This window comes from Candidatus Methylobacter oryzae (assembly GCF_003994235.2).
Lineage (GTDB): Bacteria > Pseudomonadota > Gammaproteobacteria > Methylococcales > Methylomonadaceae > Methylobacter_A > Methylobacter_A oryzae.
The window spans coordinates 1-19,914 of sequence record NZ_RYFG02000106.1 but is presented as its reverse complement, the minus strand read 5'-3'; the positions used below and the strand labels follow the sequence as shown (position 1 = coordinate 19,914).

General features: G+C 49.1%; 16 protein-coding genes. 10 read left to right on the top strand and 6 right to left on the bottom strand.

Annotation, left to right across the window (positions count from 1 at the left end; genetic code table 11):
- Positions 1-55 precede the first annotated feature (55 nt).
- On the top strand, positions 56-4,150 hold the full coding sequence (locus tag EKO24_RS14345) for a hypothetical protein (RefSeq protein ID WP_127029198.1): 4,095 nt from the start codon (positions 56-58) through the stop codon (positions 4,148-4,150).
- A 607-nt stretch (positions 4,151-4,757) separates the two neighbouring features.
- Complete coding sequence (locus tag EKO24_RS14340) at positions 4,758-7,406, top strand: methyl-accepting chemotaxis protein (protein ID WP_127029197.1); 2,649 nt, start codon at positions 4,758-4,760, stop codon at positions 7,404-7,406.
- A 137-nt stretch (positions 7,407-7,543) separates the two neighbouring features.
- Here the strand turns inward: EKO24_RS14340 and EKO24_RS14335 are convergent, their stop codons facing one another.
- Positions 7,544-8,440, bottom strand: coding sequence for a hypothetical protein (locus tag EKO24_RS14335; RefSeq protein ID WP_127029196.1), 897 nt, complete (start codon positions 8,438-8,440; stop codon positions 7,544-7,546).
- A gap of 232 nt (positions 8,441-8,672) precedes the next feature.
- Between EKO24_RS14335 and EKO24_RS14330 the strand changes: the two genes are divergently transcribed.
- Together EKO24_RS14330 and EKO24_RS23245 are read left to right on the top strand one after the other, a co-directional pair.
- Positions 8,673-9,395 carry a tRNA1(Val) (adenine(37)-N6)-methyltransferase gene (locus EKO24_RS14330; RefSeq protein WP_127029195.1) on the top strand — a complete coding sequence of 241 codons (723 nt, stop codon included), beginning with the start codon at positions 8,673-8,675 and terminating at the stop codon, positions 9,393-9,395.
- A gap of 201 nt (positions 9,396-9,596) precedes the next feature.
- Positions 9,597-10,172 (top strand): cold shock domain-containing protein, encoded by a 576-nt coding sequence (locus tag EKO24_RS23245; RefSeq protein WP_127029194.1) that lies wholly within the window; start codon positions 9,597-9,599, stop codon positions 10,170-10,172.
- A gap of 77 nt (positions 10,173-10,249) precedes the next feature.
- Here EKO24_RS23245 and EKO24_RS14320 read toward each other — a convergent pair whose 3' ends face one another.
- The 3 genes from EKO24_RS14320 to EKO24_RS14310 form a co-directional block, all read right to left on the bottom strand.
- Positions 10,250-10,645: a glycine zipper family protein gene (locus tag EKO24_RS14320; RefSeq protein WP_127029193.1), complete on the bottom strand. Its 396-nt coding sequence runs from the start codon at positions 10,643-10,645 to the stop codon at positions 10,250-10,252.
- 160 nt (positions 10,646-10,805) lie between these two features.
- Entirely contained in the window at positions 10,806-13,283 is a 2,478-nt protein-coding gene (locus tag EKO24_RS14315; protein ID WP_127029192.1) for an ABC transporter permease, read from the bottom strand.
- A gap of 191 nt (positions 13,284-13,474) precedes the next feature.
- Positions 13,475-14,212, bottom strand: coding sequence for an ABC transporter ATP-binding protein (locus EKO24_RS14310; protein WP_241674554.1), 738 nt, complete (start codon positions 14,210-14,212; stop codon positions 13,475-13,477).
- Between the two features lies 1 nt (position 14,213).
- Between EKO24_RS14310 and EKO24_RS14305 the strand changes: the two genes are divergently transcribed.
- The 3 genes from EKO24_RS14305 (at position 14,214) to EKO24_RS14295 (ending at position 16,131) form a co-directional block, all read left to right on the top strand.
- Positions 14,214-14,816, top strand: a complete 603-nt coding sequence (locus EKO24_RS14305; RefSeq protein ID WP_127029191.1) for an arylesterase — start codon at positions 14,214-14,216, stop codon at positions 14,814-14,816.
- Positions 14,817-14,845: 29 nt separating this feature from the next.
- Positions 14,846-15,274, top strand: coding sequence for a GlcG/HbpS family heme-binding protein (locus EKO24_RS14300; RefSeq protein WP_127029190.1), 429 nt, complete (start codon positions 14,846-14,848; stop codon positions 15,272-15,274).
- 110 nt (positions 15,275-15,384) lie between these two features.
- Positions 15,385-16,131 carry a DUF5765 domain-containing protein gene (locus EKO24_RS14295; protein ID WP_127029189.1) on the top strand — a complete coding sequence of 249 codons (747 nt, stop codon included), beginning with the start codon at positions 15,385-15,387 and terminating at the stop codon, positions 16,129-16,131.
- A gap of 122 nt (positions 16,132-16,253) precedes the next feature.
- Here the strand turns inward: EKO24_RS14295 and EKO24_RS14290 are convergent, their stop codons facing one another.
- Together EKO24_RS14290 and EKO24_RS14285 are read right to left on the bottom strand one after the other, a co-directional pair.
- The gene (locus tag EKO24_RS14290) at positions 16,254-16,949 is read right to left on the bottom strand and encodes a class I SAM-dependent methyltransferase (protein WP_127029188.1); all 696 of its coding nucleotides are present in this window, start codon (positions 16,947-16,949) and stop codon (positions 16,254-16,256) included.
- Between the two features lie 57 nt (positions 16,950-17,006).
- Positions 17,007-17,306 carry a hypothetical protein gene (locus tag EKO24_RS14285; RefSeq protein ID WP_127029187.1) on the bottom strand — a complete coding sequence of 100 codons (300 nt, stop codon included), beginning with the start codon at positions 17,304-17,306 and terminating at the stop codon, positions 17,007-17,009.
- A 215-nt stretch (positions 17,307-17,521) separates the two neighbouring features.
- Between EKO24_RS14285 and EKO24_RS14280 the strand changes: the two genes are divergently transcribed.
- From EKO24_RS14280 to EKO24_RS14270, 3 genes are all read left to right on the top strand, one after another.
- A complete protein-coding gene (locus EKO24_RS14280; RefSeq protein WP_127029186.1) occupies positions 17,522-18,442 on the top strand; it encodes an SPFH domain-containing protein in 921 nt (306 codons plus the stop codon).
- A gap of 11 nt (positions 18,443-18,453) precedes the next feature.
- Positions 18,454-18,897 (top strand): NfeD family protein, encoded by a 444-nt coding sequence (locus EKO24_RS14275; RefSeq protein ID WP_127029185.1) that lies wholly within the window; start codon positions 18,454-18,456, stop codon positions 18,895-18,897.
- 120 nt (positions 18,898-19,017) lie between these two features.
- Positions 19,018-19,827 (top strand): sulfite exporter TauE/SafE family protein, encoded by an 810-nt coding sequence (locus EKO24_RS14270; protein WP_127029184.1) that lies wholly within the window; start codon positions 19,018-19,020, stop codon positions 19,825-19,827.
- Positions 19,828-19,914 lie beyond the last annotated feature (87 nt).

Here is a 19,914-nt window from a genome sequence, read left to right as displayed (position 1 = left end):
AGCGCCATATAAATAACTCTTCTTTTCTTCGTGATTTAATAATCAGGAGTACATCATGAGCCGTCTAGTCTGGCTATTTATCAGCATCGTAGTGTTTGCATCAGCCGCCCAAGCTAAACCGTTAACTCCCGAGCAAGTGCCGGAACCACTGAAACCCTGGATAGCCTGGGTATTGCAGGACAATACGCCAGAGCCCGTATGCCCTTTTATCTACAACAGTTATGAAGAAAAACGCTGTAGCTGGCCTACGCAAACACAGCTGGATTTAATGCCCGACAAAGGCGTCTTTTCGATGACCTGGCTGACCTACCAAGACAGTTGGATCGTCTTGCCGGGCGATCAACAGCACTGGCCGCTTAACGTAACAGTTGACGGCAAAACCGCGTTGGTCATGAATAAAGACGGCAGTCCTTCGCTTAAGCTGACCGCCGGTCAACAACACCAAATCAAAGGCGGATTCTTGTGGACCGCCATCCCCGATAACTTAAAAATCCCCGACGATATAGGCCTGGTTGAGCTACGCATTAACGGCAGGACAGTAGCGGCGCCGGCCATTAAAGACGGGCAGCTGTGGCTAAATGAAAGCGAGACCGGCTTGAAAAAACCGGAAAGCATCCAGAATAACCTGGATATTCAGGTCTTCCGAAAAATCAGCGATGACGTGCCCGCGCAGGTCCTAACCCGGCTGGTGCTGGACGTCTCCGGCGAACAGCGCGAGGTCAAATTGCCGCGGCCGATTCTGGACGGTTTCATCCCGCTGAGCTTGCAAAGCCCATTGCCGGCACGGCTGGAACCCGACGGACAGCTATTGGTGCAGCTACGGCCCGGCCGCTGGCAAATCGACCTATTGTCCAGAAACACTAAAGAGCTGAATGCCCTTCCCGCGCCACAACAAGAATCCGGAAATCAGCAAAATAGCCAATGGCCGGAATCGGAAATCTGGGTGTTCGATGCACGGCCGCAACTCCGCGTCGTTGAAATCGAACAGCTGAGCGCCGTCGATCCCAATCTGACCAATTTGCCTGACGACTGGAAAAGCTTTCCGGCTTATAAAATCAGTCAAGGCCAGGCCATGGAATTTAAAGTCATACGCCGCGGCGACCCGGAGCCCGAACCGAACCAGCTCAATCTAAGCAGGAAACTATGGCTGGATTTCGACGGCCAAGGCTATACCGTCAACGACACGATCACCGGCAAAATGACGCGCGGCTGGCGGCTCAATACGCTGCCGCAAACGCAGCTTGGTAAAGTCACTTTAGACGGCAACAGCCAGTTTATTACCCAGGATAAATCCGGCAAGCAAGGCATTGAAGTCAGAAACGGCACGATAGCGCTGAATGCGGACAGCCGCGCCGTCGGTGCGGTCAGCGCTATCAGCGCGGTGGGATGGGAACAGGATTTCCACAACGTCAGCGCCGAACTGAACCTGCCTCCGGGATGGCGCTTGCTGGCAGCCGGCGGCGTCGACAATGTGCCCGACAGCTGGATTTCCCGCTGGACATTGCTGGACTTGTTCCTGGTTTTAATCGCCGCGCTGGCGACGGGCCGGCTGTGGAATCCGTATTGGGGCGTTCTCGCTTTGATAACGTTGACGCTAATCTGGCATGAACCCGAATCGCCCCATTTCGTCTGGCTGAATATTCTGGCCGCGACCGCATTGATCAAGCTATTGCCGCCGGGCAAGTTTTTGAAATTCATGAGTTGGTACCGCAATGTTTTCTGGCTGGCGTTAGTAATGACCGCCTTGCCCTTTATGCTGAATCAAATACGCACCGGACTTTATCCGCAACTGGAACAATCTTGGCAAACGTTCGCTATGCAGGAGATGCAATACGGCGATATGGCCGGGCAGGTTGCGGAAATGGCCGCACCGGCGCCTCAAGCGTTCAGAGCAATGAAAGAAGAAGCGCTAAAAAAATCGATACCGGCCCCCTCATCATTACCTTATAGTTATTCGGACTCGACAGTCAATTTCGACCGTATCGACCCTAAGGCCAAGGTACAAACCGGCCCCGGTTTGCCGCAATGGCAATGGAAAAAAGTATTGCTGTCCTGGAACGGTCCGGTTGATGCCCAGCAACAGCTGCACTTATGGTATTTAACGCCGACGCTGACAATGCTGCTCAATTTCATCCGGGTGATTTTAATCGCGGTACTGGCCCTGCTGATGTTCGGCATTGCAGAAAAGTTCGAGTTTAAACGCATTCGCGCTACGGCGCCGTTGCTGTTATGGTTTTTGCTGTTGCCGATGCTGTCCGCGCCTTCGCAAAAAGCCTACGCCGACATTCCGGATAAGGCCGTGTTGGACGAACTGCGCAACAAGCTGCTGGAAAAACCGGTGCCACCGGATTGTTTGCCGGTTTGCGCGCAAATACCGCAGATGAAAATAACCATTAGCGATGCGGAACTGTCAATCGCTTTGCAGGTTCACGTCCAACAATCGGTGGCTATTCCGTTACCCGCCGAATACGAACAGTGGTTTCCTAACCACGTCTTCGTTGACGGAAAAACAGCATCGGGGCTTTATCGCGACAACGACAGCTTATGGATTAAGCTGGACGAAGGCGAGCATCAGGTCGTGCTGGGCGGGGCCGTGCCGCTATTGAACAAATTTACGCTGCCGTTGCCGTTAAAACCGAATTGGGTCGGCATTCAAAATAGCGGTTGGCAAGTCGCCGGTATGCAGGAAAACAGTCAGGTTGACGATCAATTGCAATTCAGCCGTATAAGCCGGAGCGAAACGCAGCGCGATCAGCCCGTACTGGAACCGGGAGCCTTGCCGCCGTTTGTCAGGATTGAACGCACGCTGCAACTGGGTTTGGACTGGCGGGTTATCACCCGGATTATTCGCGTGTCGCCGGCGGATTCAGCCGTATTTTTGTCCGTGCCTTTACTGCCGGGCGAGTCGGTTACGACGGCCGGTATCCGCGTTCAAGAAGGTAAAGCCGAGGTTAATATGCCGGCCCAACAATCCGAACTGCAATGGCAATCCACGCTGGAAAAATCGGAAAAGATCGATTTTGCCGCAACCGAAACCACGCAGTGGATCGAAGTGCTAAAGGCCGACGTCAGCCCGATCTGGCATTTGCAAACTTCCGGCATTGCGATGATACATTTAAATAACGACGGCGAATGGCTGCCGGAATGGCATCCCTGGCCCGGCGAAAAAATCACTTTGCAGATAACCCGGCCCGCGGCCGTGGAAGGACGGACCTTAACGATAGACAATAGCCGTCTAAGCATCAAACCGGGACAACGTAGCCGGGAAGCCGAGCTGAACGTCAGCCTGAGAAGCTCTCAAGGAACACAACACACGCTAACCCTACCCGAACAAGCCGTGTTGCAAAGCATCGCGATTGACGGACAGGTCCAGCCGATCAGGCAGGAAGGCAGAAAGCTGACCGTACCGGTCAATCCCGGCAAGCAGCAGCTATCGATCAACTGGCGCGAACCTTCCGGCATAACAACCGTGATGACATCTCCCGAGGTTGGCTTGGGCCTGGACAGTGTTAACGCCAGCCTGAATGTCAATCTGGGCCAAGACCGCTGGGTATTGTTTGCGATAGGGCCGAAACTGGGACCCGCGGTTTTATTTTGGGGCGTGCTGATTGTTATTCTGCTGTTATCGCCGGGTTTGAGCAAAATCCCGCTGACGCCGTTAAAAACCCGGCAATGGTTTTTATTGTTGGTCGGGCTTAGCCAAATTCCGCTCGAATCGGCGGGCATCGTCATTGCATGGCTGGTGTTGCTGGGTTGGCGCAAAACGCAACAAGCTTCCGAGTTGCGCTATTTTAATGCGCTGCAAGTGATCATCGGCATATTAACCTTGGCATCGCTGGGCATGCTGTTCCTGGCGGTCGAGCAAGGTTTGCTGGGCTCGCCCGACATGCAGATCGTCGGCAACCAATCCTCAGCGTACAACTTAAACTGGTACCAGGATAGAAGCCCGGCGATGCTGCCGACAGCAACGCTGGTTTCAGTGCCGCTGATCGTCTATCGCTTATTGATGCTGGCCTGGTCGCTGTGGTTGGCGGTTTCGTTGCTGAATTGGCTGAAATGGGGCTGGGAGTGCTTTTCAAGCAACGGCTTATGGCACAAGAAAATAGTCGAAAAGGAAGTTGAACAAGCCCCAAGTTCTAACAGTCAATAGATCCAAATGTCCCGTGCACCTAACCGGAATCCGGTTAGGTGCACGGGACATGTTTTAAAAGCCAGACCTATTCCATTTTGGATTTGGTCAAAAATAACTTGTAGAAATCCCTATTTTCGGTCGGAATGTCATTACAAATCATATCCTTTGCAGTGTTTCTACTCGCAAAACCAACCGCAATAACGACCGATATTAATCATACGATTTAGCAAAGGCAGCTGTCTTTGCTTATTTATTTCACTGCCGAGTATATTTTTATCACTTCCAGTCAAAACATACAGAAGCTTATTGCAATCATTCGCTTATCGACGCTTATAAAAGTCCTGATGTCCGGCTCTTGAGTGGCTGGGCGGATCCTGAGTTTTAAATCCAGTTACACGCTGATATTGTTGCTCCTGTCTGTCATTGCATAGAAACCATTCATTGCGTATGATTTAATTGTAAGGGAAATCTTACACCGCCCCGAAAACGCTATTTCGTACTTCGACAGACCGTATTGATTCATTATTGAAGACTTCAATTGCCTTGCCTGATAAAAAATATATCCAATACCATTAAAGCGGCTGCCATCTCCCAAAAAAAACAACAATAAAAGCTTATCTGTCAAATGTTTAAAAATATTTTTATTAGTTTCAAAAACCGTATCCTGCTGGGATTTTGCAGCCTCATTATTATGATGGCTGTTATTATCTATGTGAGTTTGGCCCAGTTTTCAAAAGTCCAACACAACACGGCTGAATTAAACACTGCGGTTATGCCGCTTGCTCAAGCCGCTGAAGCGATGATGGTTGATGTAATACAAGTCCAGCAGTTCTTAACGGACGTTTCCGCCACCCATAACCCCGGAGGCTACAAGGATGCTGAAGCCGCCGCTGCTGATTTTAAATCGCGAAAAGAGCAAATTCTGTTATCCGGCACCATTGCCTCTTCGCAGAAAGAAGAACTGGCTAAAATCGATCTTGCTTTTGACCAATTTTATAATCAAGGCAAACGCATGGCGGCTACGTATACCGATCAAGGCATTGCGGCCGGCAATGCAATTATGACGGATTTCGATGCCGCCTCGCTCCGTTTGGCCGGCCTGATGAAAGAATTCAAGAGCCATGCGGTCAATAATGAATTACAAACAATCACCGGGCTGAATGAACTATCGAAGCACGCTTCGCAGCTTTTACTTGTGGTATCCGCCCTGCTGGTCACGCTGAGCCTGGGCGTCGCGTTCTATTTAACGAATTATCTCTACAAACAGTTAGGCATAGATCCGTACTATGCAAAAGCCATTGCTAAAGAAATAGCCGGAGGTAATTTTAACCGGGACATTAACTTGGACCCGGGAGATAACAGCAGCTTACTGTATGCGATTAAAACCATACAAACATCGATCAATGCTTTCGTCGCTGCGCAGAACGTTATGTCGCAAAAGCACGCGGAAGGCTGGATCGGGGAAGAAATAGATGCAACACAGTTTCGCGGCACTTACGCCAAACTGGCACGCGACATCAATGCGCTGGTTAAATCCCATATCGATGTAAAAACGCAAGTCGTCAAGGTCATCTCGCAATATGCCAAAGGCGACTTCAGTCTTGATATCGACCGGTTGCCCGGCGATAAAGCTAAAATTACCGAAGCTATCGATAATGTTAAAAAGACTTTGTTTGAGGTCAGCAGTGAAATCAATGCCCTTGCCGCGGCAGGTGCCGGAGGCGACTTTTCCAAACGTGCAAACGCCTCCAAGTTCGAATTCATGTTCAAAGACATATTAACCAATTTCAATACACTGATAGAGACTTGCGATACCGGCTTTGAAGACATACGAAAAGTGACCGATGCGATGGCGCAAGGCGACATGACCCAGACTATCGGCAAGAACTATCCGGGCACTTTCGGCGAAGTTATCGCGGGCGTTAACGCAACCGGGCAACACATTAAAAAACTGGTCAGTGAAATAAAGGATGCAACCGAGGCCATCAATACTGCCGCCAAAGAAATTGCCTCGGGCAATAACGATTTATCGCATCGCACCGAACAACAAGCCGCCAGCCTCGAAGAAACCGCAGCCAGCATGGAGGAGCTGACATCGACAGTGCAGGCTAATACCGAGAATGCCAAACAGGCTAACCAGTTAGCTAAAAACGCGTCTGAAATAGCGGATCAAGGCGTTACGGTAGTCGGTAAAGTGGTTAGTACAATGGAATCGATTAATGAATCCTCGACTAAAATCGGCGATATTATCTCGGTCATAGACAGCATTGCTTTCCAGACCAATATTTTGGCGCTTAATGCCGCGGTGGAAGCCGCCCGTGCCGGTGAACAAGGCCGGGGATTTGCTGTTGTCGCCAGTGAAGTACGCAATCTTGCTCAACGCGCAGCGTCAGCTGCCGGAGAAATCAGAGGCTTAATCGCCGATTCGGTGGAAAAAGTCGAAGACGGAAGCCGGCTCGTCAACCAGGCGGGACGCACTATCAAGGAAATCGTCAACTCCGTTCAACGGGTTACAATGATTATGTCGGAGATTTCCGCCGCGTCTGTCGAACAAAGTTCCGGCATCGCGCAAGTCAACCAGGCTATCGCGCAAATGGATGACGTGACGCAGCAAAATGCCGCGCTGGTAGAACAGGCCGCTGCCGCAGCAGAATCAATGGAAGAACAAACGCAAAATCTCTCAAAGACGGTCGCTGTTTTTAAAACGGATGATAACCGCTCGCTGAGTTCCGGCTTTAACGCGATCAAACAAAAAGCGCTGCCGGTAAAAATGGCGTCCCCTACCAATAAGCTCGGCGCTCCTGTTGCTGAAATTAAAGCAATCGAAAACGTCGAAGAAATCACCGTCGAGCTTGATAACGCGTTGCACAAGCATGCTGAATGGAAAGTAAAATTCCGTACCGCCCTTGAGCATCACGACAAAATGGATGTCGCAACGATTTCGAAAGATAATTGCTGCCATTTCGGTCAATGGCTGCACGGCCACGCTAAATCCCGTCTAGGCCATCTGGACAGTTTTTCCGACTGTATGTCGCACCATGCCGCATTCCACATTGAGGCCGGTAAAGTGGCGCAGGCTATCAACGAAGATAGACGCCATGAAGTTAATGCAATGCTCAATCCCGGTTCCGCTTTCACAGAAAAATCGAGCGCTGTCGGCGTTGCGATCATGCGCTTGAAAAAAGATGTTGTTGCGGCTGCAAAACCTGCTGTGGCAAAATCGCCCCCCCGACAACTGGCGGCTGTTTCCAATGACGAATGGGAGGAGTTTTAGATAGCCGCCGCCAAGGGCTGATTCAGAAGCAGTTCATGCCAAAATGCGCAATTGCCGATAAACGCAATTCGTCTGAATAGACCTTATACCCAAAGGGCATAAGTAGGGTTTGAGCGGACAAGCCGCTCAACTCAGCTTTATCTGAACAAATTTTCAACCATCTTGTTAAACGGCAAGCCCAGTATCATTTTGATGGTCAAGCTATCTGAGTCCTGGGTCCAACCGTATCCGACACCGAAGTTGACGTTGACGTTAGCGACCGTCGTATCCAGCGCAAGGTAAGTATTCTGGCCTTGATGCCGGAGAGCTTCCACTTTGTGGACCATGCCTAGATCGGCGAAGTGCTCGACGCCCAGCACCCAATTACCCGCGATCACACGGCCGACTTTAAGCATCGGACTGAAAGAAGGAAGAAAAGCATCGCGGCCGACCAAACTCCAGCTAAACACCGGATTGAAGGCCAATCGCCAAGCTTCGCCGTAATAGCCGATGATAGGCCGCAGTTCCTGATTCCAGGGCTGTTCGTTGCTGCGCTTCGTAGTATGTCCCACCTCCGTATTGAAACCATAATAAAAGCCGCTGTCTTCCTGCTTTAAGTATTTGATACGCATTTTTCCGCCTTCCGGACGCGTTGTTCTCCCTTGAGACAATAACGGCAAATAAGCGCCCAATTCCCAATCGTTGCCAAGTCCATAAGAAAATTCCGAAGTTTCCCGAAACGATCCGTAAGACGGTGCGTCACCCTCGTAAGCGGGAATGCGTGTTCCCTCTGCGACATAATTACTGTGGATTTCCAAGCCGAATTGTCCCGGCGCATTAATAGCGTTGTTGTAGACCTGAATTTCGTCGTCAGTACTGGACAACGCAACTGCCGGCGCCAGCAACAAAGCCAAAAATGGCGTAGTTCGGCTGGACGGGTTATAGTTCTTGGTAAAAAGCCAGCGGCACTTGTCCGGGAAGAAAGACAAGCTTCGCCCGTAACGTCCAATGAAGCTGAACGAGGAATAGTTGCGCAACATGTGATTATCGATCACTTTTTCTTATTATCGGGTAAGGGTTATAGGCAGGCCTACCGTCAATCATTAAAGCTCCAACTGATTTTGACGGCAGTCTAAAATCATAAATCATTATAATAGATTCAATAGCTTAGCGCGATTATTCAAGACAACGCAGGTGGATTTTTCAGCATCGGATTTTGAAGACGATAGCGTCATCATGTAACGAATTTCATAGCACATCCAAAATCAACATAAACTTTAAGAATCGATGTCGACTTTCCACTTCCAACAATTTTCAGTATTGCAAAAACACTCCGGCATGAAAATTTGCACCGATGCCGTTTTGTTCGGCGCGATGAGCCCGGTCAAAAAAGACGACCATGTGCTGGACGTTGGTACCGGAACCGGAGTGCTTGCACTAATGACAGCCCAGCTGGGCGCGGCGAAAGTGACTGCCGTTGAGTTGACGCAAGAAGCATTTAAAGAAGCTGATATTAACTTCAGCCGTAGTCCGTGGGCGAAACGGCTTGAAGCAGTACATCAGGATATTCAAAGCTTCGCCTTAACTGCTGGACGACAATACGACCTGATCATCAGTAATCCCCCATTCTTTGAAAATCATAACAAGACCGCCAACACTCTTAGAAATACCGCCCGGCATACCGACCAACTGCCCTTTTCCGATTTAATCGGCATTGCCGGACGGTTATTAGCTCCACAAGGTTTGTTTTATTTGTTGATTCCCGCGCATGCAGTAACAAAGTTTCGTGCTCAGGCTTTAGCGGCGGGATTTTATTTAATCAACCGAACCGATTTTCGCGGCTATGCGCATAACGAAGCCAAAGTTTCCGCGCTAACTTTCAGCCGCCTGGAAAGAGCGTTTGCGCCAAGATTACTGACCATTTATGAATCCCACAATGTTTATAGCCGGGATAGTGAAGCCTATTTGGCGGATTTTCTGTTGCGCTTTGCCAAAAATCCAAAGCAATGACTCATACAAGAAGCCTAAATGCTTACGCTAAAAGTTTTAGCAATATACTGACAAATTATGTTAGTTTGCGTAGCGAGTAAATAATTACGTTTATTCCAGCCACTGCGCCGAGATAGAGTTTATAGATATGGCTCCGATCCATCTGCATTCCTTTATGCTTTACATAAGCAACATGCTTTCTAAACTTTCAAAATAAAAGCCATGGATAATATTTTCAAAGGTAAATTGAAACGCTGGAACGATGATAGAGGATTTGGTTTTATCAGCCCGGAAAACGGGGGTAACGAAGTCTTCATCCATATTTCAGCATTGAAAAACATCAGCCGGCGACCTGTCGTCGGTGATATGATTTTGTATCAATTACATATTAATGATGACGGAAAAAGCAAGGCTATCAAGGCTAAAATTGATGGCGTTTCATCGGCTAGGGCAAGAACTTATCACAGCAATGAAAAGGTTAAGCGTAATTGGATAGCCAGAATAACCTTTATTGTTGTTTTGTTTTTTATCGGATTATCTTCTTATAAAAAACTTACAGAAGTAAACTATCTATCAAATGACAGTTACGCCGTAAACAGCTTAGTTACAGATATTTCCGAGAAACTTACAGCGAACGCAGAAAAGCCCAAGCCCAGCTATACATGCGATGGTAGAACTCACTGTTCTCAAATGACTTCATGCGAAGAAGCAACGTTCTTTATAACTCATTGCCCCGGCACTGAAATGGATGGGGATAATGACCGCATTCCATGCGAAAGTCAGTGGTGCGGTCATTAAACTCATAAATTGATGTAAAAACTCTTACGGTCTGCACATCCCTGTGTAGATATACCGTTTTTTAGAGCTTAACCCGATCAGTTAACAACACGATGTCCGCGGTTTCTCATACAGTTGGAATAGGCTCTTTTATATCCGGCTTCCCCTTCAAAGCCTTGTTTAGCGCCGCCGCCGATACCGCCGGCGGCCGCCCCGATTGCCGCGCCCGTTCCAGGGTTGCCGGTGATTGCACCTAATGCCGCACCGCCGGCCGCACCAATTAAACCGCCTACGCCTGCACCGATAGCGGCTTCTTTTGCGGTACCGCCGGAGGCATGGCTCGCTAAATTTTTGCAGTCAGCCATGTCCTGATTGATTCGGTAGGCGTTGGGATCGTTATAGGCATCAACGGTCGGCGTCCATCCGCCTTGGCTGTAGCAACCTGCGATTAATGTACTGCCTATAAAAACGATGCTGCTTGTTAGTTTTTTCATATTGATTACCTCTAGTAAAAATTGTTTCCTTACAGAATACGTCACGTTCATGAATCAGATATGAACGTCATGAAACTCTAATCTTTTGTAATTTTACAAAAAACGTTGATGATGTGGAGTTCAATACCGACAGTATTGACAAGTCCGTAAGGCCTTAAAATTATAGCTCTCTTAAAACCTCGAGAGGGGATTTATTCACTACGTTTCTTACCCCCCAACAGCCCGCCAAACCCACGAATAATGCACCGGTTAGCGGCACATAAAACCATAAATAAAAATTAGCCTTATATTCCATATGCATGACGTAGGTGTACAAAGCATAGATCACCGCTTCCGAGATAACGACCGCCAGCAGGCCGGCAATCAGGCCGAGCAGCGTAAATTCAATAATGTGCGTATTCCGCAAAAATGCACGATTCGCACCCAGCGTTCTCATCAATGCGCCCTCGTGAATACGGCTATCCAGCGTTGTATGAACAGCGGCGAACAGCACTGTAAAACCGGCCATTAACGCAAAATACAACAGATAATTGATCGCCTCGGTCAACTGGCTCAGTATCGTTTGAAGTTGGCGCAAAATTAAATCGACTTCCAAAAGCGTCGTGCTGGGATATTGTTTTACCAATGCGTTTAAAAAATCCTTCCGGTTTTCCGGCAAATAAAAGCTGGTGATGAACGTGCTGGGAAAAGCGTCAAGCGTACCGGGCGAAAAAATCATGTAAAAATTCGGCCTCATCGTATCCCACCGGAGTTCGCGGATGCTGGCCACCGTAGCTGTAAATTGTTGACTGCCGACGGTAAAGGTTAACGAATCGCCCAATTTGACCTTCAAGCTTTTAGCCAATTTCTGCTCTACGGAAACCTGACCGGCCTGAGCATCGGGCCACCAGCTCCCGGCAGTGATTTTATTATCCACGGGCAGCTCTTTCGACCACGTTAAACTGAGCTCTCGATGCGTGGCGTTTTCGCCTTGAGAGTCCTTACTGACGATTTGCTGCACCGGCGTATTATTAATCGTAACCAGCCGCCCCCTGACTACCGGATAAAACCGGCTGCCGTCGATTTGTTGCTGTTGCAAGTCTTGCTGAAAATTTTGTTGCTGATCGGGAAAAATGTTCAATGCAAAATAATTGGGCGCGTTAGCAGGCAACTGTTTGTGCCAGTCGTTGATTAAATCGGTACGCACAATAAAACTGAGCACCATCGCCACCAACGTGATGCTAAAAGCCAGTATTTGACTGACACTGCCCCGGCTGTTTTTTAGCAAACCCTGCAAACCGAAACGCCAGGTCAGGCCAAGATGCGGTAACAATCTCCGGCTAAGCCTCAGCGATACATTAACCAGCAATCCGAGTACCAACAAAGACGCCAAGCCGGCACCGAGAATAGTCGCGGTCATTTTAAGATCACCGGTATAACGCCAGATCAGTACGCCGACAATACCGACCGCCAGACTGTAAATCAGCCATGCGCTGCTCGGCAAAGGTTCAAGCTCGCGGCGCAATACTTTCAGCGGCGAGACTTTTTTAAGACGCAATAACGGCGGCAGCGCAAACCCCGACAAAGTTGCCATGCCGATAATGAAGCCGAAAAACACCGCCAACATGCTGGGAGCGGCAACCTGTTGAGGCAATAACGATCTTAATAAACGGAACAATGCTTCCTGCGCAAACCAGCCCAGCAGCAAACCTATCGTACTGGCCAATAAACCCAATACCACAAACTGGCTGCCGTAAAGCCAGAGAATTTCGCGCTGTTTGCAGCCGAGGCAACGCAATATCGCGGTGGAGTTAAAGTGCCGTTCGGTATAACGCCGCGTCGCCATCGCAATCGCTACGCCGGCAATTAAAATGACGATAATGCTGGAGAGTCCGAGATAACGTTCCGCGCGCTCCAACGCCGAGCCCAGCTCCGGACGGTCGTCATGTATATCCATGATGCGTTGGGACGGATTCAGTTGCGGTTTCAGCCAATGATTGAATTCGCTTAGCGCTTTGGTGTCGCCGCTGAATTGAAAAAAATAATGCACGCGGCTGCCAGGCTGCACTACCTCGGTCGCCTGCAAGTCGTCCGCATTAATCATTACGCGCGGTGAAAAACTGTAAAAATCACTGCGCTTGTCAGGTTCGTAAGTAATGATATTGCCGATGGTGAGCTGTTTTTCGCCGACATGCAGCGCATCGCCGAGCTTAAGTTTAAGCGCCGATAAAACTCGCTTATCAACCCAAGCTGTTCCCGGCTTTGGACCGGAATGATGAACGGTTTCAGTGGGTGCCGCATCGGTTTTTAAAAAGCCGCGCAACGGATACGCGGAACTGACCGCTTTAACGCCCGCCAGTAACAACTCGTCATGCTCAATCAATACGCTGGAAAATTCGACCGCCTGGGCTTGAGCAAGATTCAGCTGTGTGGCTTTAGACAGCCATTCACTAGCAATCGTGGCCGGGCTTGAGATCACCAAATCGGCTGCCATAAATTCCGCCGCCTGAGTCGCCATCGTACGTTGCAAACGATCGGCAAACAGCGATATGGCGGTCGAGCTGGTGACCGCAATAATCAAAGCCAGCGTCAGTATCGTCAATTCGCCGGAACGGCTGTCGCGCCATAATAAGCGCAAGGCTAAATTGAAACGAGTCATAAGAGTATCCACAAAATTAATATTGATAATGTCCACGAAAAACACGAAAGCCACGAAAAAATCAATAATGAGGCCGGGAGTTACCAATCGGCTTCAATTGCTATCCAAAAGGAGAGTAGTCGAACAAATTGTGCTATAGATACTTTTCGTGTTTTTCGTGGACTATGCTTTTTCATTGGACGTGAGCAACATCAGCTCTCTACTATACGTCCGGAATCCAATCTAATCGTGCGTTGACAGCGCGCCGCCAACGCCTGGTCGTGCGTGACCAAAATTAATGTCGTCTTGTTTTCCAAATTAAGCTCGAACAGCAAGTCGATAATATGAGCGCCGGTTTTACTGTCCAGATTGCCGGTCGGCTCGTCGGCAAACAAAATCGCCGGCTTGGTTACAAAGGCTCGGGCCAAGGCTACGCGCTGCTGCTCGCCGCCTGACAATTTCTGGGGCGTATGCGATAAACGATGCGACAAGCCGACTCTGTCCAATAACGCGGCCGCTGAAGCTTTAGCGTTTTTGTCGCCGCTTAATTCCAACGGCAACATCACATTTTCCAGCGCGGTCAATCCCGGCAGCAATTGAAAGGCTTGAAACACAAAACCTACCAGCTCATTGCGCATCGCCGCCCTGCCGTCTTCGTCCATTGCGGTTAATAATTTGCCGTTCAAACTGACATTGCCTGAGGTCGGTGTATCCAGGCCGGCCAACAGGCCGATTAACGTGGATTTGCCTGAACCGGATTCGCCGACTATGGCTATACTTTCACCGGATTTGATTATCAAATCTATGGATGACAAGATATGTAATATTCCGTCGGATGTGACAACCGATTTGCTCAGGTTTTCCGTTGTTACAATACCTGGGACGGTAGGTATGCCGCCAGTCTGCCGTGAGCAGGCGCGGTCAACATTGTTTAATGGCTGAGTTTGCATAATGATCAAATTTGTATTTGCGATGATAATCTCGTTAGTATCGATGGCCGCTACGGCCAAATCCATTGTCGTTTTGGGAGATAGTATCAGCGCCGGTTATGGAATTGAAGTCTCGCAAGGCTGGGTGGCCTTATTGCAGCAAAAACTGAACGAGAAAAGCCTCAATTATGTTATTAACAATGAAAGTATCAGCGGCGATACTACGGCCGGCGGTTTGGCGCGTATCGACCGGGCCTTAACCTTGCATAAACCCGATGTCGTCATTATTGAGCTGGGCGCTAACGACGGCTTGCGCGGTTTATCGCCGGCATTAATAAAAAATAATCTTGCCGAAATAGCCTACAGGTCGCAACGAGCCGGAGCCAAGACATTGTTGCTGGGCATGAAAATTCCGCCCAGTTACGGCAAGCGTTATACCGATCTTTTTTTCAATATTTATCCGCAGCTAGCTAAGGAGCTGGGAATTCCGTATGTACCTTTTATCATGGAAGATGTCGCACTGAACGAGGATATGATGCAAGCGGACCGCGTGCATCCGAATGCCAAAGGCCAGCCGTTCATTGCCGATAAAGTATGGCCTCAATTGCTCCCTCTATTAAAATAACAATAACATCAACAGGAAGAGATCCCTAAATGAAATCATTAACACTTGAAAAAGCCAATCTGATTATCAATACCGCAACCAATAAAGCGCGCAAGCTCAACATGGCGCCTATTACCGTGGTGGTTTTGGATGCGGCAGGACATTTAAAAGCCATGCAACGGGAAGACGGCGCGACAGTGATCAGGGAGCAGATTGCGACTGCAAAAGCTTGGGGAGCTGTCAGCATGGGCATATCGTCGCGCAGTCTGGCGAACGTAGCCGTGGACAGACCCGATTTTATGAACGCCTTACTGAATATGGCGGATGGAAAAATAATGCCGGTTCCGGGCGGCGTGCTGATCCGCGACACGAAAAACAATGTCATCGGCGCAGTCGGCATCAGCGGCGACATTTCCGACCAGGACGAGCGTTGCGCGATTGCCGGTATTGAGGCGGTGGGTTTTATAGCCGGGGTTTGAGATTACAAGCCGAATTTCACCTATAAACCTATTCCCTGCGATAACGGGAATAATCCAAAGCCAAACAGTCCGGATAGCGTATCCGGACTTAACAAATTAATGGAAAACCTATGTGCTGGAGTGGGGAAGCCTCGACTGTACTAGCGACTATCGGATTATCGAGCACCGCTTATTTTTATTATAAAAAAGAACCTGCCCCGCTTTGTTATGCGTTGGGCTTCTTCTCATTAATGGAAGCCTTACAGGCCTATACCTATACGGTAATCGACGATTGCAGCAATCCCGGCAATCAGGTGGCCACCTTGTTGGGTTATATCCATATCGCGTTCCAGCCGTTTTTTGTAAACGCGGTATCGATGTATTTTATTCCCGAAAAAATCAGGGACAAGATTTCCGCATCGGTTTACTTCATCTGCCTGGTAACCACGGTTTGCTTGCTGATACGGCTGTATCCGTTCGAATGGGCGCCGTTCTGCTACGAGGTTAAAACCCGGTTTATCCTGTTCAGCCAATATGCCGAGTCGTTCAACGTACCGTTTTGCGGCAGGCGGATTTGCTCTATTTCCGGCGACTGGCATATTGCCTGGGAGATACCCGCGACTGCCAATCTGGTGCTGTTCAATATGTATGTTGTCGCGGCATTCGTGATGCCTATTTTTTACGGTTCCTGGAAAATGACGACTTATCATATTATTACCGGGCCGCTGCTGGCGTGGCTGACCACCAGCAACCCCAACGAATGGGCGGCGGTTTGGTGTTTGTACTCGATTGGCTTATTGCTGTTGCTGGTCAAAACGCCGATACGCAATTACTTGCATGTGCGTAGCTGGTTTTGGTGGAGGTACCTGAAATCCTGAAAGGCTATATCAGGTAAATGCTTAAAAGCTATCACCACGAAGACACGAAGAAATAAACTCTTCGTGTCTTCGTGGTGAATAAAAAATCTTAATTGTACGAAATATTGCGGATCATGAACCGCTCAGATCCGGTAACAAAATAGCCGAGTTCCGCGCCTGTCTGCAATTTGTAACACCGACTCCGGCGGCCAGTCCGGTACCGGAAAGGATGAAGAGATAAACAAACTGCCGGGGCGCATTTCTCGCCTGACTTTATCACCCAACTCGACCATGACTGCCGGCGAAAGGAAAACAAACACCACATTGTAGCCGGCAAGATCACTGTCCCATAAGTTGGCGCGATTTACCGCAACATTCGCCAGCCCGCGGCTGCGCCAGGCGAGAATCAACCACGGTAACGGCGCACGTTCCCAGGCTTCAACCTTCATCACCGGATGGCGCTCCGCCAGCGGCACAGCAACCGAACCGACACCCGCGCCAAGATCGGCAAAGGCTGCGGCATTTTCCCGCTCAACCATGGCGGCCAACGCATCGGCCACTGCATGGGAAGACAAAAACAACGGCACGTCGCCTTTGACCGTTCCCCAAAATACCAACGCCAACAGCAACATAGCTGACAAATACAACCAGGAAGGCAGTTGCAAGGCGAGCATCGCAATTGCCAGCGGCAAGAACAATAAATGTATTGGAATCCACCAGTAAGGCTGGCGTAACACAACGGACCACAAAGCCGCCGCAATGCCTTGTATCAACACCAACCTTAATACGCCGTGAAACAGCAGGGGAGACGCCCAGGCCAGGACCATCGTAAACGTCAAGCCCAGCGCTTGCGCGGCAAGCGCTTTGCATAAAGTGTTCAGGCTCGACGTTCCTGATTATTTAGTCGAAGAACCGGGTTTAACTGCCGGGGTCTCAGGTACCGGCACAGGAACAGGAGCCGAAGATGGCGTCAGGATTTTGGATACGGCTTCTTTGGTAGCCTGTTCCTCTAAAGCTTTACGCCGGTTGCCTTCGCCGAAAAGTGTAGCCGAGACCATAAACAAGACGGTTGATATAATCAAAATCAAAAATCTATCCGGCTTTTTCATAAAGAATAAAGGCCATTTCGGATTAATCATTCCGACAACAAAAAAAATCAGGGTCCAGACCCCTGTATGAAAAGCGGCGTTTATCATGATTATAATTTCTCGTTAACTTACATTTAGATAGTTTTATATTATTATTAGTTGAACGGCTGTTTGCAACACGCCGTCATGTTATTTTAACGGTTTTACTTTATCAGGGTCCGAATTGTTGGCACCGCATGTTTCTGTCAGCTGACACTTGACGTACCCTACATCAAAAACTCTTCACTACTGAGTTTTTCAAATAACAAAGATAAGGGGGCTCTATGGGTGGTTTTGCTTTAGCATTGTTAATTTTCGCTGTGTTGATGGTATTTATGAGCGTTAAGTCGGTTCCGCAGGGCATGGAATATACCGTTGAGCGCTTCGGCAAATACACGAATACACTGACTCCCGGTTTGAATATTATCGTGCCCATTATTGATCGCATCGGTAAAAAAATGGTGATGATGGAACAGGTCATGGACGTACCGTCACAAGAAGTTATCACCAAGGACAACGCAATGGTTACCGTCGACGGAGTCATCTTTTATCAGGTTATGGATGCCGCCAAAGCCGCCTATGAAGTCAGCCAACTGGGCTTGGCCATCCTGAACCTGGTCATGACCAATATTCGTACCGTAATGGGTTCGATGGACCTGGACGAACTATTATCGCGACGGGATGACATCAATGCCAAATTGCTGTCCGTGGTCGACGACGCGACAACACCGTGGGGCATCAAAGTCACTCGCGTTGAAATCAAAGATATTGCCCCTCCCAAAGACTTGGTCGAAGCAATGGGCCGGCAAATGAAAGCCGAACGTTTAAAACGCGCGTCGATTCTTGAAGCCGAAGGTTTAAGACAATCCGAAATTTTACGCGCGGAAGGTGCGCAGCAAGCGGCCATTCTGGAAGCGGAAGGCCGTAAGGAAGCCTCTTACCGCGATGCCGATGCACGGGAACGCTTGGCTCAGGCTGAAGCCCGGGCAACATTGATGGTCTCGGAGGCGATCGGCAAAGGCGACGTCCAAGCCATCAACTATTTTGTCGCGCAAAAATACATTGAGGCATTAAAAGATATTGGCATCGCCAACAATAGCAAACTGGTTTTTATGCCGCTGGATTCATCGAGTGTAATCGGCGCTCTCGGCGGCATTAGCGAATTGGCGAAAGAAGCCATGTCCAATATCCGCACAGGGCACTAGGAAAGGCTGACATGGCTGAACTGGAAATTGTTTTTTGGAACTGGTGGGTATTAGCCCTCCTTCTGCTAGTGGTAGAACTGCTGGCTCCCGGTTTTTTCTTTCTGTGGATGGCGGCGTCAGGATTTGTCACAGGCTGCTTATTATTGTTGAATCCGGCTGTCGGCATCGAATTACAGGTTTCTATTTTCTCAGTCCTGTCGGTTGTCTTCATTACGCTCTGGAAGCTTTACGGCAAAAAACACCCAATCGTAACCGACCATCCCTTGCTGAATAAACGCGGCCAACAATACATCGGCCGCGTTTTCAACCTGTACCAACCGATAGAAAACGGCGAAGGCAAAATAAAAGTCGACGATTCGATCTGGAAAGTTCACGGCCAAGATTGCGACATTAACACCAGGGTCAAAGTCATTGCAGTGCGCGGAACCGTGTTTGATGTGGAAAGAGTCGAGTAACCACCCAACCTTAAATACCTTGAGCATACTCATTAAAACCCGCGGGCGTTAAGGAAATAGAACTACTCGCCTGTTATAATGGCCGGCTTTTTAGACGCGTTAAAACAAGGGTTGGTTTTTATGAATTGGGCATATACTTTTTCCGGTCTCTCTGTAGGACTGCTGGTGGGCTTGACCGGTGTAGGCGGTGGCTCGCTGATGACGCCATTACTGGTTTTTTTGTTTGGCTTCAAACCGGCCGTTGCAGTCGGTACCGACCTGCTGTTTGCCGCCATTACCAAAACCGGCGGCGTGTGGGTACACCATAACAAGCACAGCTCAGTCGATTGGAAAATCGTCGGATGGTTGGGCCTCGGCAGCATTCCTTCCGCTTTAGCAACTTTGTATGTTCTCAAACATTTAATGGACGTCGGTAAGGAAACTACCGGAGCGATAACATTTACTCTAGGTGTTGCGCTGCTGTTAACGGCTTCCGCGCTAATAGTGCGAAGCATCCTATTAAGCCGGGCCGCAAAACTTAATCCTATTGACGACGAGCATAGCAATCCCGAAAATGCCGGTCGATTCAAACACCTGCAAATCCCGGCAACCGTATTTATTGGCGTAGTACTAGGCATATTGGTGACGTTGTCGTCCGTAGGAGCCGGTGCATTAGGTACTGTCGCGCTGCTATTTCTTTATCCCAGAATGACTACGCTGAAAATTGTCGGCACTGATTTGGCTCACGCAATCCCGCTCACTGCTGTCGCAGGGCTGGGGCATCTTAGCCTGGGCAACGTGGACTTGATGTTATTGGGCAGCTTGCTGGTAGGTTCTATACCCGGCATCTGGATTGGCAGCCACTTGAGCGCAAAAATTCCTGAAAAAATTTTACGGCCGATTTTGGCTTGCGTGCTGATGTTAATCGGACTTAAATTTGTATTGCAATAAAGCTGAGTTGAGCGGCTCGTCCGCTCAAACGAAACTTATGCCCTTTGGGTATAAAGCTGAGTTGAGCGGCTCGTCCGCTCAAACGAA

Bases quoted from the DNA above. Each gene is read 5' to 3' on its own strand.
- EKO24_RS14300 (WP_127029190.1), top strand. From the start codon at position 14,846: ATGAAATCATTAACACTTGAAAAAGCCAATCTGATTATCAATACCGCA.
- EKO24_RS14315 (WP_127029192.1), bottom strand. From the start codon at position 13,283: ATGACTCGTTTCAATTTAGCCTTGCGCTTATTATGGCGCGACAGCCGT.
- EKO24_RS14345 (WP_127029198.1), top strand. From the start codon at position 56: ATGAGCCGTCTAGTCTGGCTATTTATCAGCATCGTAGTGTTTGCATCA.
- EKO24_RS14320 (WP_127029193.1), bottom strand. From the start codon at position 10,645: ATGAAAAAACTAACAAGCAGCATCGTTTTTATAGGCAGTACATTAATC.
- EKO24_RS14340 (WP_127029197.1), top strand. From the start codon at position 4,758: ATGTTTAAAAATATTTTTATTAGTTTCAAAAACCGTATCCTGCTGGGA.
- EKO24_RS14275 (WP_127029185.1), top strand. From the start codon at position 18,454: ATGGCTGAACTGGAAATTGTTTTTTGGAACTGGTGGGTATTAGCCCTC.
- EKO24_RS14285 (WP_127029187.1), bottom strand. From the start codon at position 17,306: ATGATAAACGCCGCTTTTCATACAGGGGTCTGGACCCTGATTTTTTTT.
- EKO24_RS14295 (WP_127029189.1), top strand. From the start codon at position 15,385: ATGTGCTGGAGTGGGGAAGCCTCGACTGTACTAGCGACTATCGGATTA.
- EKO24_RS14305 (WP_127029191.1), top strand. From the start codon at position 14,214: ATGATCAAATTTGTATTTGCGATGATAATCTCGTTAGTATCGATGGCC.
- EKO24_RS14270 (WP_127029184.1), top strand. From the start codon at position 19,018: ATGAATTGGGCATATACTTTTTCCGGTCTCTCTGTAGGACTGCTGGTG.
- EKO24_RS23245 (WP_127029194.1), top strand. From the start codon at position 9,597: ATGGATAATATTTTCAAAGGTAAATTGAAACGCTGGAACGATGATAGA.
- EKO24_RS14330 (WP_127029195.1), top strand. From the start codon at position 8,673: ATGTCGACTTTCCACTTCCAACAATTTTCAGTATTGCAAAAACACTCC.
- EKO24_RS14310 (WP_241674554.1), bottom strand. From the start codon at position 14,212: ATGCAAACTCAGCCATTAAACAATGTTGACCGCGCCTGCTCACGGCAG.
- EKO24_RS14280 (WP_127029186.1), top strand. From the start codon at position 17,522: ATGGGTGGTTTTGCTTTAGCATTGTTAATTTTCGCTGTGTTGATGGTA.